We start from the raw sequence: 15,498 nt of genomic DNA, 5'->3' as shown, positions 1-15,498 counted from the left end.
ACCAGCAAAGAGATCAATTATGGGAACGGGCATACCTTCTCTCTTGGTTATCCGCCATTGAACGCAGGACTCGCAGATCCGGTCGCACAGACATCACCCGTACCAGACGCCTCTACCGGCCCCGTACTGCGTAAGGTGTCGGCGAACCACCAAGGCCCGAAAATGCTGCTTGAGTGTGTTGCGATTACTCCCTGTGAGTCGAATCGCATCCCCCATCGTGATGCGCCCATGCTCCCGCACGAACTCGACGATCTGCAGCGACAGTTCGGGTAGTGCGGCAAGCACCAACTTTTCGCGCTCGACCTTGCGGCTGAGCCGGCGCACTTGCTCTGCCAATGCGCGCAAAAAGAAGATCAGCCAGGGGTGCCAGTCTGGTGTTTCGGTCCGGATGGTGCCCTGGGTTTGCCGCAAGGCACGGTAGTAGGCTTCCTTGCTCTCCTCGGTCACACTTTCGAGCGAGCTGTAAGGTACGTAGGCATAGCCGGTTTGCAGCAGCAGCAAGGTGGTCAGCACGCGGCTCAGGCGGCCGTTGCCATCCTGGAAAGGGTGAATCTCCAGGAACACCACGACCCAGAGGCCGATGAGCAACAGCGGATGAAGCCTGCGGTTGATTCTCTCCTCGTTGAACCAGGTCACCAGTTCGGTCATCAGACGCGGCGTGTCGAAGGGTGCCGCGGTCTCAAACACCACGCCGAGTTCCTTGCCGCCTTCGCCGAATGCGACCACGCTGTTGGACGAGGTCTTGTAGTTGCCCCGGTGCCAGGCGTCCTTCTCGCTGTAGGCCAGCAGATCGCGGTGCAGTTGCTTGATATGATTCTCGGTCAGGGTGATGTCCTGCCAAGAGACGAACACCAGCTCCATGACCTCCGCGTAGCCGGCAACCTCCTGTTCGTCGCGCGTGGTAGACGACCTGATCTGCAGATTGGAGAGCAGGCACTCAACCTCGCGGTCCGACAGCTTGCTCCCCTCGATGCGGGTGGACGAGCCGATGCTCTCGATCGTGGCCACGCGCCGCAGCGCCGACAGTCGATCCGGCGCCAGCGTGCCGAGCGCACGCCAGGCACCCTTGAACTCATCGATGTCGGCGATCAGGCCCAGGACTTCGGGAGTGATCTGGACGGTGCTGGACTGAATCATGGCGTCCAATACTACATCCATTTACGCCCATTTTGGCAGAAAGTGATCTTGCATGGATTGTCGGCTCCCCGCGCTTGCAGGACTGGGTATGCCGCGAGCGATGATGCTCAATTTCAAACCCATTTACACTCATTTTTCGGCTGCCGGATGGGCCAGTGCGACTCTTCCCGAAGCGAACCCGGCAAGGCGGTCACGGCTGGGTCCAAGCAGTTCGCGCTCGCCGCGGTCCGACGACGCCAGCCGGTTCCCTTCCCTTTCCATCAGCCAGCGCAGGAACTGGGCTTAGCGCGACTCACCCTGCATTTCGGCGCGGTGTCGCTGCACCAGAATCTGCAGCTCGGTGAACGACACGATGTCGACGGGGTCGCGCTCGATGAGCAGCATCTCCCGCGAAGCCAAGCTGGCCTGATTGCCCATGCGGATGGTCATTGCAGCGTGCGCGCAAATCGGTTCGTCCGCTGTGACTCGGCGTCGATGGCCCAGTCCACCGGGGCAGCCAACCGCCCTGTGCGATGATGGCCCGCCCAAGCCCTGTCGCAAGCAAGTACGCCACCGCCGCCAGCGCGAACAGCACCACGCCTATGGCCTCGTGCAGGATGACCACGGTCAGGAATGCCGCCGCCAAGAAATAACCCCGTAATCGCAGGAACTTACGGGGTTTTTCTGGGCTGGTATGGGCCGCCATGATCCCACTTGCGCGGGCTCAGACGTTGAACCAGAAGATCGGCGTTAAAGCTCTGATCTTCAAAGGCAATTTGCGCTACTCACAGAAAACGTACTCAGATTTGTAGTCGTTTGAGATCGGGCTGAGTACGTCGAGTCCATCAGGCCGCTTTATCAGGACGATCCGAGTACAGGACAAGGTGGGGATGTTGCCGGTCCTACGCCGTAGCGTCCAGCGTTCGACGGGGCATGGGATGCCTCTGAAAGAGGCTTCAGCTCATAGCTCGTGCTGCGCCCGCGAGCCGCAGTTCTGAGCAAGATCCCCCGCTCGATCAGGTCGCTGATGTCTCGCAGCGCGGTGTCCGACGAGCACTTGGCCAGCACCGCCCATTTGCCGTTGGTGAGCTTGCCCTCGAAGCCGTCCAGCAGTCGGTTCAATACCTTGACCTGCCGTTCATTCAGCGCGGTACCTTGCAGCCCTTGCCAGAACCGCGCCTTGAACAGCACGGCATCCAGTACACCATGTGCTTGGGCCAGGGCTTGGCTGAGCATGTCGAGGAACCAGCGCAGCCATTCGGTCACATCCATCGAGCCCTTTTGCGTGCGCTCCAGGATGTCATAATAGGCTTTGCGCTCGCGCTGGATCTGCGCAGACAGGCTGTAGAAGCGCTGAGGGCTGCCGTCGGCGCGTGCCAGCAGCAGGTCACCCACGGCACGTGCGATGCGGCCATTCCCATCATCGAAAGGGTGCAGCGTCACGAACCACAGGTGCCCCAGCCCCGCGCGGATCAGTGCCGGGTCGTTGGGCGTCGGGTCATTCAGCCAGCGTAGGAAGAGGCTCAGTTCCGACGTCAGGCGATCAGCCGGTGGCGCCTCGAAGTGCACCCGCTGGCGAGTCATCGGGCCGGACACCACCTGCATGGCGCCGTGGACATCATCTCGCCATGCGCCCGGGGTGATCCTGGTGAGGCCGGAGTAGCCCGCAGGAAACAGTGCTGCGTGCCATGCAAGGAGGCGTTTGGGCGTGAGGGGTTTGGCATGCTGCGTGGTCGCGTCCAACACCATCTCCACCATACCCTCGACGTGCCGGTCGACGGGCGCCAGCGAGCCGATGTCCACCCCCAATCGACGGGCGATGGAAGAGCGCACGGAAGCCACATTCAGGTGCTCGCCCTCGATCTCGCTGGTCTTGAGGACATCGTCTGTCAGGGCAGCCAGACTGGCTTCGTCGCGCAGACCCAGCCCCACATCCGCCAGCCGGCCCAGCAGCAATCCCTGGGCACGGCTGACCTGCGCCATGGGCTCCGCCAGTGCGGAGAGGTCATAGCACCAGTGAGGCCAGTCAGGCGCCTGCCAGATGTAGAGGTAATCGCCGCTGTTCATGCGGTGATTGTGGGCCTCATTCGCCGCGGAGGCAAGTTTTCACCGCACTTGAGGCGGTGAATGTGGGTGTATTCACCGCACGCGTGTTGGTCTGAGGGGCGGCGGTTGATCGCGCTTGCGATCAGCCGTGGCTTTCTCCGGGATGTTCGAGGCGGCCAGCAGTCTTCAACTCCGTCTGACAGCGATCATCCACTTTTGGAAGAACTCACCCAGCGAAAGCTCCAGCGCACTGGCCGATCGGTCGAGCACGCCGATCGTTGGCTGCTGGCGGGCGCTCTCGATCATGGTGATTACGGACGGTCCAGTCCGCGCTGGAAGTCTTCAATCAGCTGCGACCAGGCATCGGGCAGTTTCCCCAGCTTGCGGCGCCGATGGCCCAGTCCACCGGGGCAGCCAACCGCGCTCGCGCGATGATGGCCCGCCCAAGCCCTGCCGCAAGCAGGTACGCCACCGCCGCCGGCGCGAACAGCACCACGCCAATGGCCTCGTGCAGGATGACCACGGTCAGGAATGCCGCCGCCAAGAAATAACCCCGTAATCACACAAACTTACGGGGCTTTCTGGGCTGCCATGGGACGCCATGGGACGCCATGGGACGCCATGATCCCACTTGCGCGGGCTCAGACATTGAACAGGAAGTTCATCACGTCGCCGTCCTTGACGACGTATTCCTTGCCCTCGGCACGCATTTTTCCCGCTTCCCTGGCGCCCTGCTCGCCCTTGCAGGCAAGAAAGTCGGCGAGAGCAATCGTCTGGGCGCGGATGAAGCCGCGTTCGAAGTCGGTGTGGATGACGCCGGCGGCCTGTGGAGCGGTATCGCCGACGTGGATCGTCCACGCGCGCACTTCCTTGACTCCAGCAGTGAAGTAGGTCTGCAGACCGAGCAACTGGTAGGCGGCGCGGATCAGGCGATTGAGACCGGGCTCTTCGAGGCCGAGGTCGGCGAGGAAAAGCGCCTTGTCCTCCTCGTCGAGATCGGCGAGCTCGGCCTCGATCTTGGCGCACAGGGCAACCACCGGTGCACCCTCGGCCGCCGCGTACTTTCGCAGGCGATCGAGGTGCGGGTTGTTCTCGAAGCCATTTTCGAGCACGTTGGCGACGTACATCGTCGGCTTGATGGTCAGCAGGCACAGCGGCTTGAGCAGCGCCCGTTCCTCGCCGGACAGGGTCAGGGTGCGCGCCGGCCTGCCCTGGTCGAGATGCGGCAACAGGCGTTCGAGAATGCCGACCAGCTTCTGCGCTTCCTTGTCGCCGGCGCGCGCCTTCTTGCCCTCGCGGTTGAGCGTACGTTCGACTGCGGCGAGATCGGCGAGCGCCAGTTCGGTGAGGATCGTTTCGATGTCGGCGAGCGGATCGACTCGCCCCGAGACGTGCACCACGTTGTCGTCGTCGAAGCAGCGCACGACGCTGACGATTGCATCGGTTTCGCGGATGTTGGCCAGAAACTGGTTGCCGAGGCCTTCGCCTTTCGAGGCGCCGGCGACCAGCCCGGCAATATCGACGAACTCGACGATCGCCGGCTGAACTCGCTGCGGCCGGACGATCGCGGCGATCTGCTGCAGACGCGGATCGGGCACCTCGACGATGCCGACGTTCGGTTCGATGGTGCAGAACGGGTAGTTTTCGGCGGAGATTCCCGCCTTGGTCAGGGCATTGAACAGCGTGGACTTGCCTACATTCGGCAGTCCGACGATTCCACATTGCAGGCTCATCTCGGGATTTCCCTCGTCAGGCGGTCTTCGGGTGCAGTTGGCGTTGCGCCGCGGCGTAGTCGCCGGCTGCGAGCAGTGGCCAGGCGAGCAGGCAGCGGTCGATGGCGGTGCCGATCAACTCGTGCTCCTCACGCCGCGGCGCGCGCAGTACGTGATTGACCACCGCGGCACGCTCGCCGGGATGACCGATGCCGAGGCGCAACCGCCAGAAATCCGGCGTCGCCAGACGCGCCTGGATGTCTTTCAGGCCGTTGTGGCCGCCGTTGCCGCCGCCCTGTTTGAGACGGATGCTGCCCGGCGGCAGATCGAGTTCGTCGTGCACGACCAGCGTTTCTTCGGCGGCGATGCGGTAGAAGCGGGCGAGCGCTGCGACGGCCTGCCCGGAAAGGTTCATGTAGGTCATCGGCTGCAACAGCCAGCGGTCGCCGGCGCGCGCAACGCGGCCGAAGAACTTGCCCTGGGGTACCAGGGAGACCGCGAGTTGCCGTGCGAGCTGGTCGATGAACCAGAACCCGACATTGTGCCGGTTGTCCTCGTACTCGGCACCCGGGTTGCCAAGGCCGACGATCAGGCGGGGCGCAGACATGGGATCGTTCGTGCGAACAAAGGCCGTCGCCGGTATCGGCAGCCCAGTGGCGGCCTTGCAGCGACCGCGAACTTAAGCGGCTGCCGCGCCTCCCTCGGCCTCATCCGACTCGCCGGCGCCCTTCCTTGCCGGGATCGAGACCACGACGTAATCCTCGCCGTGCAGCACCGGCGACACTCCGGGCGGGAAAGCGAGCTCGGAAGCGTGGATTGAGTGGCCGGCCTGGAGGTTCTGGAGGTCGACCTCGATGAACGCCGGCAGATCCTGCGGCAGGCAGGTCACTTCGACGTCATTGTGGGCGTGCGCGACGTGACCACCGCCAAACTTGACACCCGGAGCGATGTCGGCATTGACGAAGTGCAGCGGCACACGCTGGTGGATGGCGTGCGTCGCGTCCACGCGCTGGAAGTCGCAGTGCAGGACCAGCGGCTTCCACGGATGGGTCTGCGCGTCGCGCAGCACGACGCTTTGCGGCACACCGTCGATACTCAGGCTCAGCACGGAAGAGTGAAACGCTTCCTTGCGCAGATTGAGCAGGATTTCGTTGTGATCGATGTCGATCAGCTCGGGGGCGGCCGAGCCACCGTAAACGATGGCCGGTACGCGATTGGCGCGACGCAGGCGGCGGCTCGCTCCGGACCCCTGCAGGGTGCGCTTGCGCGCTTCGAATTGAAACTTCATGGATGGCTCCTGGTTGGCTGCAAACCCCGCCCGCGACCAGGCGGGGGGTTGAGAAATCGCCTGTCGTGAAAGTTGCGGCGGCGACGCACAAGCCGCTCGTCTCCACGAGAAGGTCGGTCAGATACCCTACTCGATGAACAGAGACGAAACGGAATCCTCGTTGCTGATCCGGCGAATCGTTTCGGCCATCACTTCGGCGACCGACAACTGACGGATGCGCGGCGAGCGCAGCGCGTCCTCGCGCAGCGGAATGGTGTCGGTGACGACCAGTTCATCGAGATCGGAGGCGTTGATGCGGTCGACGGCATGCCCGGAAAGCACCGGATGCACGCAGTAGGAAAGCACTTGCCGGGCGCCATGCTCCTTCAACGCGGTTGCCGCCTTGCACAGGGTGCCGGCAGTATCGACCAGGTCGTCCATGATCACGCAGGTGCGCCCGTCGACCTCGCCGATGATGTTCATCACCTCGGAGACGTTGGCTTTCGGGCGCCGTTTGTCGATGATCGCCAGGTCGCACTCGAGACGCTTGGCCAGCGCGCGCGCGCGCACCACACCGCCGACGTCGGGAGACACCACCATCAGATGATCGAAATTGCGTTTCCAGACGTCGCCGAGCATGATCGGCAGCGAATAGATGTTGTCCACCGGGATGTTGAAGAAACCCTGGATCTGCTCGGTGTGGAGATCCATCGTCAGGACGCGGTGCACGCCGGCCGCGGTCAGCAGGTCGGCGACCAGTTTGGCGGCGATCGGCACGCGCGCCGAGCGCACGCGGCGATCCTGCCGGGCGTAACCGAAATACGGGATGGCGGCGGTAATGCGGGCGGCCGAGGCGCGCTTGAGCGCATCCACCATCACCAGCAGTTCCATCAGGTTTTCGTTGGTCGGCGCGCAGGTCGATTGCAGAATGAAGACGTCCATCCCGCGCACGTGTTCCTGGATTTCGACGCTGATCTCGCCGTCCGAGAAGCGGCCGACATGGGCGCGGCCGAGCGAGATGTTGAGGCGCTTGACGACGTCGGCAGCCAGCGCTGGGTTGGCGTTGCCGGTAAAAACCATCAGGCTGTCATAGGCCATGGTGGACTTCCCGTGGCGCCGGACGCGGCGGCGCCTTACAAAGCAAGACGGGCAGGTAAGGCGCCCTGCCCGTTTCGACAGATATGAAATGGCTGGGGAAGAAGGATTCGAACCTTCGAATGCCGGAATCAAAATCCGGTGCCTTGACCAACTTGGCGACTCCCCAGCGGTCGCTCGCATCGCCAGGCTGGCGAACGAGCGGCGCATTATACCGGCGCTTCGTCAAAAAAGCCAGCGCGTTTGCTGGTCACGCTGCTCCGGGGATCGGCGAACGTGGCTCAGTCGGCGAGGGCGAACAGCGGATGTCGGTCCAGCCCCGCCGCCGCCCAGCCGCGCATGCGGTCACTCAGGCGGGAGAGCGCGGCGTCGGCGTCGGCGCGGTTGGCGAACTCGGCGAAGACGCAGGCGCCGGAGCCGCTCATGCGCGCCGGAGCGAAAGCCGACAGGCAGGCGAGATGCTCGGCGATCGACGGAAAGCGGGCGCAGGCGACGGCTTCGAGGTCGTTGGCGCCAAACCCCGGATGCCACGCCTGCGGCGCGATGGCCGGAGTATCGCGCCTGAGTTCCGGCGCGCCGAAGATCGCCGCCGTCGGCACCTGCACCGGCGGCTCGAGGACGAGGTAGCAGCATGGCGGCAGATCGACAGCCTGCAGCGTCTCGCCGACCCCTTCGGCGAAAGCGTTCTGCCCGAATACGAAGACCGGCACATCGGCGCCAAGAGCAAGTCCGATCTCCTGCAGGCGCCGACGCGGCAGGCGCAGTTGCCAGAGGTGATTGAGCGCGAGCAGGACGGTTGCCGCGTCCGAACTGCCGCCGCCGAGGCCACCGCCGAGCGGCAGACACTTGTCGAGGTGAATGTCGACCCCTTGCGGGCAAGCCGCTTCGGCTTGCAGCAGGCACGCGGCGCGAACCGTCAGATCGTGTTCCGGCGGCACGCCGGCCAGCGGCGTCGCGAGACGTATCGATCGGTCGGCGCGCGGGGAAAAGCGCAGGCGATCGCCTCGTTCGAGAAAACGAAAGACGGTTTGCAGGAGATGATAGCCATCGGCGCGGCGGCCGACGACGTGCAGGAAGAGGTTGAGCTTGGCCGGCGCCGGATAGACGCTGTGCCAGTCCCAGTGCTCGCTGTCCTTGCTCATGGGGCGCTTTCCGGAGTCGGCAGCGCCTGCCACGCGTCGATGCGCAGGCGCAGGCTGAAGCCGCTTTCGCGTTCCACGAAAAGGCGGCCGGGCAGCGCCCGCGGATCGGCGCTGTCGTACTCGTAGTCGATTCGCCAGTCTTCATGGCGCAGGTGCAGCGGGCGACCGAGCGCGTCGAGGGTAATGGCGGTCGCATTCGGATCGCCGCCCTGCAGCCAGCCCAGCAGCTTGCTCAGAGGCAGGGGACAGGCGAGCACCGACTGCAGCAGTTCGTCGGCGGTCGCTGCCGTGCGCGAACTGCCGTCGCTGCCAATGAGACGGGCGCCGCTGGCATCGCTGACGATTTCGGCGACGCTCTGTCCGAAAGGCGAGGACAGGAGAAGCTCGTCGCCGTCACCGTCATGACGCCAGTCGAGGTGTCCGACGTAACTCCTGCCTTCAAATCGCAAGGAAAAGCGACCGCTCAGCAAGAACGCCTGCAGGCTCTCGCGCCCGCCGGCGAGTGGCGGCCCGCTGGCGGATGGGAGCGAGCTGCAGGCAGCGAGCCAGAGCATGGCAAGCAGCGTCAGCAGGAATTGGCGAGGGTGCGTCAAGCGGCAAACCGGCTGGCGCCCGGTCAGGGCGAAAACTTCTTCAGCGCGTCCCGCAACTGTTCATTTGACGGATCCTTCTTCTGCGCTTCGAGCAGGATTCGCTGCGCCTCGTTCCTGCGACCGAGCATCCACAGAACCTCGGCCGTGTGCGCCGCAATCTCCGGATCGGCGCGCAGGGAATTGGCGCGCTGCAACTGCGTCAATGCCCCTTCGAGATCCCCCTGGCGATAGAGCACCCAGCCCATGCTGTCGAGAATGAAGGGATCGTTGGGCGCCAGTTGCAGCGCCTTTTCAACCAGTTGCCGCGCCTCGGGCAGCCGCATGTTGCGATCCGCGTACGAGTAACCGAGCGCGTTGTACGCCTGCGCGCTGTCGGGCTGCAGTTCGATCAGCCGGCGCAGGCGCTTTTCCATCACCTCGATGCGGCCCAGCCTTTCGGCCAGCAGCGCGGACTCGTAGAGCAACTCGGGTTGTTCCGGTTCCTCGGCAAGCTCCCGGTCGAGCAGATCGAACGCCTCGGTCGTCCGCCTGGCGTCGCGCAGCAGGGCTGCTTCTGCAATCGTCAACTGGACGCGCAGTTGCGGGTTCTTCTCGGCCGCCGCATGCAGGTCTTTTCTCGCTTCGTCGAGCTTGCCCTGACCGGCCAGAATGCCGGCGCTGCGAACCTGCGCCGGCAGGTAATGTTCGCCGGCACCGACCTGCCCGTAATAGCGGATCGCTTCGTCGTTGCGCTTGCTCTCCTCGGCAATCTGACCGAGGTAATAATAGGGCGCACTCTTGTCGGGAATATCCAGGGTCACCAGGTGCTTCAACTGGGTTTCGGCGAGCACCCGATCGTCTTCCTGCAGGGCCAGGATGGCCACCGGAAAAACGACTTCTGGATTGTTCGGGTACGCTTGCAGCAACTGCTCGAACTGCCGTTTGGCTTCGCCATAACGTTTCTCGGCAACCAGCGCGCGTGCCAGGCTCAGTTGCACTTCACGTGCCTTGGGATTGCGCTCGACAAAGCGTCGCAGCGAGGCGATCGCCTCGGCGGTCGACTTCTGGCCGATGATCTGCGCTTCCAGCAAGGCCCCCGCTTCCCAATCGGGGCGCAGCTCCAGAGCCCTGCGCGCTTCGGCCAGCGCACGCACGTTGTCGCCGGCGGAACTCGCGGCGAGAGCGATCGCATAGTGCGCCTCGGGCAGGTCGAGGAAGGGTGCGCAGACCTTGGCGATCAGTTGCAGAACCCCCTGACGATCCGGGCTGCGGGCGAACATCCGGTTGAGCGCCATGAGGTTTGCGGGCAAGGCCTCCTTGTCCGCTTCCAGCATGCGGATCAACAGCGGCGCCAGGCCGTCGAGCTGATTGGACATGATCAGCACGCCGACCAGGACCTGCTGCGCACGCTTGGAATCGGGCTCGACCTGAACCCACAGACGCGCGAGTTCGAGCACTCGATCGAAACGGCGCGCATAGCCGGCCACCTCGATCGCCCGCGCCAGGACTCCGGGGTCGCGGGTGCGCACGGCCAGGTCGGCGTACGCCTGGCTGGCGAACTCGCTCCGGCCCCGTTGCAGGGCAACTTCGGCGAGGAGCAGTTGATAGACCACCTGTGCGCTCAACTCCTGGTAGTCCTTGTCGTCCAGGCTCGGCGCGACGGACTCCGGCGCAACTCGTTTGAGCTCGCGCACGGTGGACTTGCGCTGCTTGCCGGCGGCCAAGTCTCCGGCGGCCAGCGCCGGCATGCCGAAAGCGAGCGCCAGAGCAACGCAGAGGAAAGTGTGCTGGATCGGTCTCATGATTTCCTTGCCTGCGGCAAACAGTTGCAGGAACTGACGGGGACTATGCTTCATAATTGTTTCTTGCGCATGTTATGGACTTTTCGCGGCAGCGGCAATGCCAGAACTCCCGGAAGTTGAAGTAAGCCGGCAAGGACTGCTTCCTTACCTTTCCGGACAATCGATCGTCGGCGTCGTCGTGCGCACGCCGAGCCTGCGTCATGAGATTCCCGCCGGGCTCGATGCACGGCTGACCGGTCTGCAGGTCGATGGCATCCGGCGGCGCGGCAAGTACCTGCTGATCGACTGCCAGAGTGGCGGCGGTGGCGGCTGGCTGCTCATTCATCTCGGCATGTCGGGCAGTTTGCGACTCGTACCGCCGGCGACACCGGCACAGAAACACGACCATGTCGACCTGCTGTTTGCCGCAACCGTCCTCCGTCTTCGCGACCCGCGCCGCTTCGGAGCGCTGCTCTGGCACGAAGGACCCGACGTCGACCGACATCCGGCACTCGCCCATCTGGGGATCGAACCGCTGTCCGACGCGTTCGACGGCAACTGGCTGTACGCGGCGACGCGCCAGCGCCACGCGCCGATCAAGCCCTTGTTGATGGACAGCCGGCTGGTCGTCGGCATCGGCAATATCTATGCTGCCGAAAGCCTGCATCTGGCCAGAGTTTCCCCGCTGCGCGCCGGCAACCGCATCAGTCGCCAGCGCTGCGGGCTGCTGGCAAGCGCCATCCGCTCGACGCTGACGGCTTCGATTGCCGCCGGCGGCAGCAGTGTGCGTGACTACGTGCATAGCGATGGCGGCGCCGGATGCTTCCAGCTCGCCTGCGCCGTCTATGGTCGCGCTGGCGAGCCGTGTCCGGTTTGCGCCGGGAAAGTGCGCGTCATTCGCCAAGCGGGGCGATCGACTTTTTACTGTCCGCGCTGCCAGCGTTGACGCCAAACCCCATGTCGCTGATTGAATGAGACTTTGTGTTAGAGTGAAAACCTCTGCCTTGTGCCGGAACCTACCATGACGCTTGCCCAACATTTTGCCGCCTACAGCGAATGGCGCAGCCGCATCTCCGGAGTCCTCGATGCGTTCGCTGCCTGGCTGGTCGAGCACGAACTGACCGACGCGCAGACGGACCGTCGCATCGCCCACCTGCTGGAGAAGCTGCGCGAGGATCGCCTGCACGTGGCATTCGTCGCCGAGTTTTCGCGTGGCAAGTCGGAACTGATCAACGCCATATTTTTCGCCGGTTACGGGAACCGGATTCTCCCGTCGACCGCCGGTCGCACGACGATGTGTCCGACCGAGCTGATGTACGATCGCTCGAAGCCGCCGTCGATCGAGCTGCTGCCGATCGAGACCCGGGAATCGAATTCGAGCATCGGCGAATACAAGCGCTTTCCCGACGAGTGGGAGTTCATCCCGATCGACCCCGGTTCGGCCGATGGCATGCAGAATGCGCTTCGTCATGTCAGTGATGTCGTTCGCGTCGACGCGGCGCGTGCCGAGCGGCTCGGCTTCGCGCTGACTGACGGCGATTCCACGATCTTTCGCGTCGATGAACAGGGTACCGTGGAGATCCCGCGCTGGCGTCACGCAGTGATCAATTTTCCGCATCCGCTGCTCGCACAGGGACTGGTGATCCTCGATACGCCCGGCCTGAACGCGATCGGCACCGAACCCGAGCTGACCCTGTCACTGCTCCCCAACGCCCACGCGGTGCTCTTCATACTGGCCGCCGACACCGGTGTGACGCAATCCGACCTGACCGTCTGGCGCGATCACATCGGTACGCCAGGGGGTCGCAAGAAGGGACGCATCGTCGTTCTCAACAAGATCGACAGCCTTTGGGATGAGCTCAAATCGTCGGAAGAAATCGACGCAGAGATCACGCGGCAGGTCGACACCTGCGCGTGGACGCTCGACCTGCCGGAAGATCAGATCTTTCCGGTTTCGGCCCAGAAGGCGCTGGTCGCCAAGATCAACGGCGATGCCGAATTGCTCCGACGCAGTCGCCTAGAGGATCTGGAACACGCGCTCTCCGAAGAGTTGATTCCAGCCAAGCAGGAAATCGTTCGTGACGGCATCGACGCGGAGTTTGCCGATTGTCATCAGCGGATCCGCGGCCTGCTCGAATCGAGGCTGGCCGGACTGCGCGAACAGCTCACCGAACTCGCCGAATTACGCGGCAAGAACAAGGGCGTCGTCGAGTACATGATGGGCAAGGTACGCGGCGAAAAGGAGGAGTTCGAATCCGGCCTGCAGCGTTACTACGCGGTGCGCAGCATCTTCTCGCAACTCACCAACAAGCTCTTTGCCCATCTCGGACTCGATTCGCTTCGCCTGTTGAGCACGTCGACGCGAGAAAAGATGGTCAAGGCGACCTTTTCCAGCACACTTTCGGAGGCGATGAAGCAGTTCTTCGCGGTTGCGCGCGGCAACCTCACGAGTTCGGATGCCGAAGTTGCCGAAATCATCACCATGATGGAGGCCATCTACAAGAAATTCGCCGTCGAACACGGCCTCAAGCTCGGTACGCCGATCGGCTTTTCGCTGCTGACGTACGAAAAGGAAATCGACCGCCTCGACCAGTGGTGCAACACTCACATCAACTCGATGTTCCAGTTGCTGACGCACGAAAAAAGCCAGCTCACCCAGCGCTTTTTCGAGGAGGTGGCGATCCAGGTGCGCAAGACTTTCGAACACGCGAACCGCGATGCCGAGTCGTGGCTGAAGGCGATCATGGCACCAATGGAGATCCAGATTCGCGAGCACCAGATTCAGCTCAAGCGCCGGCTGGAGAGCATCAAGCGCATTCATCAGGCGACCGACACGCTGGAGGAACGGATCGAGGAACTGGTCCACGTCGAAGGCAAGCTGGTGATGCAGATCGAAGCGCTCGGCCGGATCGGAAACGATTTCCGCGAGATCCTGCGGCAAACGGTAAGCAGCGAGGACCTGCGCAGCGCTGCCTGACCGTCAGTCGGGGCTGCGGCCGCCGACCATCACCGCCGGCCGTACCCAGCGGTCAAACTGCTCGCTGCTGACATAGCCCAGGGCAAGCGCCGCTTCGCGCAAGGTGCTGGAGTCCCGGTGCGCCCGCTTGGCGATCTCGGCGGCACGGTCGTAGCCGATATGTGGCGCCAGTGCCGTCACCAGCATCAACGAACGCTCGAGCAATGCGGCGATGCGCTCGCGTCGGGCGCTGATGCCGCTGACGCAGTGCGCCTCGAAGCTCGTCATGCCGTCGGCGAGCAGGCGTACGCTCTGCTGGAAGTTGTGGGTGATCAGCGGCTTGAAGACGTTGAGTTCGAAATTGCCGGCCGCGCCACCCATGCCGATCGCGGTATCGTTCGCGATCACCTGGCAGCAGAGCATGGTCAAGGCCTCGCACTGGGTCGGATTCACCTTTCCCGGCATGATCGAACTGCCGGGTTCGTTGTCGGGCAGGGCGATCTCGCCCAGCCCCGAACGCGGCCCGGAGGCCAGCCAGCGGATGTCGTTGGCGATCTTCATCAACGCCACGGCGAGCGTCTTCAGGGCGCCATGCGCGGCCACCAGCCCATCGTGTGCGGCCAGCGCGGCAAACTTGTTGCCGGCGCTGACGAAGGGAAGACCGCTGCCGGCGGCGAGGTCGGCGGCGACACGCTCGCCGAATTCGGGGTGCGTATTGAGACCGGTGCCGACGGCGGTACCGCCAATCGCCAGCGGATAGAGCGACGACAGGATACTGGCAATCAGCGATTCGGCGTGTTCGAGTTGGGCGACGTAGCCCGAGAACTCTTGCCCCAGTGTCAGCGGAGTCGCGTCCTGCAGATGCGTGCGGCCGATCTTGACGATGTCGGCAAATTCGGCGGCCTTGGCGGCGAGCGTGGCGCGCAGTCGCAGCAATGCCGGCAGCAGCCTGCGCACGATACCGATTGCCGCGGCCACATGCATGGCCGTCGGGAACACGTCGTTCGAAGACTGCCCGAGATTGACCTCGTCGTTGGCATGCACGCGCCGCCGCTCGCCACGCTCGCCGCCCAAAAGCTCGGATGCGCGGTTGGCCAGCACCTCGTTGAGGTTCATGTTGCTCTGCGTGCCGGAACCCGTCTGCCACACCGACAGCGGGAACTCCTGCGCGTGGCTTCCGGCCAGTACCTCCTCGGCGGCGGCGGCGATCGCCGCTGCCTTGTCCGGCGCGAGCAGGCCAAGCTCGCGGTTGACGCGCGCGCAGGCGGCTTTGACGCTGGCCAAGGCATGCACGATCTCCTGCGGCATGCGCTCGCCCGAGATCGCGAAGAATTGCAGCGAACGCTGGGTCTGCGCGCCCCACAAGCGCTCGGCAGGCACCTCGATGCTGCCGAAGGAGTCGCGTTCGCTACGGCTGTCGCTCATCGTGCACTCCGCGCCGGGTCGAAACGTACATCCGGGGAAATTGCCATCGCCTTGCTCCCAACCTGGCGCCTGCGGGTTGACGCGGGAAAAGCCGCCTGCGCGCGAGTAACTCTCAGTGCCCCCGTTCGTCCCGCGAGCGCCAGTACCCCCATCCCGCCATCGCTGCCGCAGCCATCTCCGGCAACGACGGGTCGCGCAGCGGCCGAACGAAAATGTCATCTTCGCCTCATCTGACAGTGCGTTGGCCGGGCGGGTTCTCGACCAACGGTCAGGACTGTCGCCACAAATCGCCACAGCTGCCGGCACAATCGCCGCCGCTTCGACGATCCGATCATGAAACAGCGCATCGGTCCGGCGGACCGGCACGCGCCGAGAAAGGCGACGAC

14 protein-coding genes and 1 tRNA gene are annotated in these 15,498 nt (G+C 64.0%); 2 read left to right on the top strand and 13 right to left on the bottom strand.

What is annotated here, in order from left to right:
- Positions 1-93 precede the first annotated feature (93 nt).
- The 12 genes from NFV80_RS11140 to NFV80_RS11085 form a co-directional block, all read right to left on the bottom strand.
- Positions 94-1,137: a Fic family protein gene (locus NFV80_RS11140; RefSeq protein ID WP_295329449.1), complete on the bottom strand. Its 1,044-nt coding sequence runs from the start codon at positions 1,135-1,137 to the stop codon at positions 94-96.
- Positions 1,138-1,419: 282 nt separating this feature from the next.
- The gene (locus NFV80_RS11135) at positions 1,420-1,566 is read right to left on the bottom strand and encodes a hypothetical protein (protein ID WP_295329447.1); all 147 of its coding nucleotides are present in this window, start codon (positions 1,564-1,566) and stop codon (positions 1,420-1,422) included.
- A gap of 408 nt (positions 1,567-1,974) precedes the next feature.
- A complete protein-coding gene (locus NFV80_RS11130; RefSeq protein ID WP_295329446.1) occupies positions 1,975-3,183 on the bottom strand; it encodes a Fic family protein in 1,209 nt (402 codons plus the stop codon).
- Between the two features lie 325 nt (positions 3,184-3,508).
- A complete protein-coding gene (locus NFV80_RS11125) occupies positions 3,509-3,706 on the bottom strand; it encodes a hypothetical protein (protein WP_295329444.1) in 198 nt (65 codons plus the stop codon).
- Between the two features lie 97 nt (positions 3,707-3,803).
- Positions 3,804-4,895, bottom strand: coding sequence for a redox-regulated ATPase YchF (gene ychF, locus NFV80_RS11120; protein ID WP_295329442.1), 1,092 nt, complete (start codon positions 4,893-4,895; stop codon positions 3,804-3,806).
- Between the two features lie 16 nt (positions 4,896-4,911).
- Entirely contained in the window at positions 4,912-5,481 is a 570-nt protein-coding gene (gene pth, locus NFV80_RS11115; protein ID WP_295329440.1) for an aminoacyl-tRNA hydrolase, read from the bottom strand.
- 72 nt (positions 5,482-5,553) lie between these two features.
- On the bottom strand, positions 5,554-6,162 hold the full coding sequence (locus NFV80_RS11110; RefSeq protein ID WP_295329439.1) for a 50S ribosomal protein L25/general stress protein Ctc: 609 nt from the start codon (positions 6,160-6,162) through the stop codon (positions 5,554-5,556).
- A gap of 126 nt (positions 6,163-6,288) precedes the next feature.
- Positions 6,289-7,239 (bottom strand): ribose-phosphate pyrophosphokinase, encoded by a 951-nt coding sequence (locus tag NFV80_RS11105; protein ID WP_295329436.1) that lies wholly within the window; start codon positions 7,237-7,239, stop codon positions 6,289-6,291.
- A gap of 89 nt (positions 7,240-7,328) precedes the next feature.
- Positions 7,329-7,405: transfer RNA gene (locus NFV80_RS11100), tRNA-Gln, on the bottom strand.
- Positions 7,406-7,517: 112 nt separating this feature from the next.
- On the bottom strand, positions 7,518-8,378 hold the full coding sequence (gene ispE, locus NFV80_RS11095) for a 4-(cytidine 5'-diphospho)-2-C-methyl-D-erythritol kinase (protein ID WP_295329434.1): 861 nt from the start codon (positions 8,376-8,378) through the stop codon (positions 7,518-7,520).
- A complete protein-coding gene (gene lolB / locus NFV80_RS11090; protein ID WP_295329432.1) occupies positions 8,375-8,971 on the bottom strand; it encodes a lipoprotein insertase outer membrane protein LolB in 597 nt (198 codons plus the stop codon). Before lolB ends, ispE begins: the two co-directional genes overlap by 4 nt.
- A 23-nt stretch (positions 8,972-8,994) precedes the next feature.
- A complete protein-coding gene (locus NFV80_RS11085) occupies positions 8,995-10,806 on the bottom strand; it encodes a tetratricopeptide repeat protein (RefSeq protein WP_295329430.1) in 1,812 nt (603 codons plus the stop codon).
- 43 nt (positions 10,807-10,849) lie between these two features.
- On the opposite strand from NFV80_RS11085, the gene mutM reads away from it, so the two are divergent.
- Positions 10,850-11,677, top strand: coding sequence for a bifunctional DNA-formamidopyrimidine glycosylase/DNA-(apurinic or apyrimidinic site) lyase (gene mutM / locus NFV80_RS11080; protein WP_295329428.1), 828 nt, complete (start codon positions 10,850-10,852; stop codon positions 11,675-11,677).
- A gap of 75 nt (positions 11,678-11,752) precedes the next feature.
- On the top strand, positions 11,753-13,708 hold the full coding sequence (locus NFV80_RS11075) for a dynamin family protein (protein ID WP_295329426.1): 1,956 nt from the start codon (positions 11,753-11,755) through the stop codon (positions 13,706-13,708).
- 3 nt (positions 13,709-13,711) lie between these two features.
- Here NFV80_RS11075 and fumC read toward each other — a convergent pair whose 3' ends face one another.
- Complete coding sequence (gene fumC, locus NFV80_RS11070) at positions 13,712-15,112, bottom strand: class II fumarate hydratase (protein WP_295329424.1); 1,401 nt, start codon at positions 15,110-15,112, stop codon at positions 13,712-13,714.
- Between the last annotated feature and the right edge of the window lie 386 nt (positions 15,113-15,498).

It is taken from the genome of Accumulibacter sp. (assembly GCF_023806565.1).
Lineage (GTDB): Bacteria > Pseudomonadota > Gammaproteobacteria > Burkholderiales > Rhodocyclaceae > Accumulibacter.
This window is presented reverse-complemented; position numbering and strand designations above follow the sequence as displayed.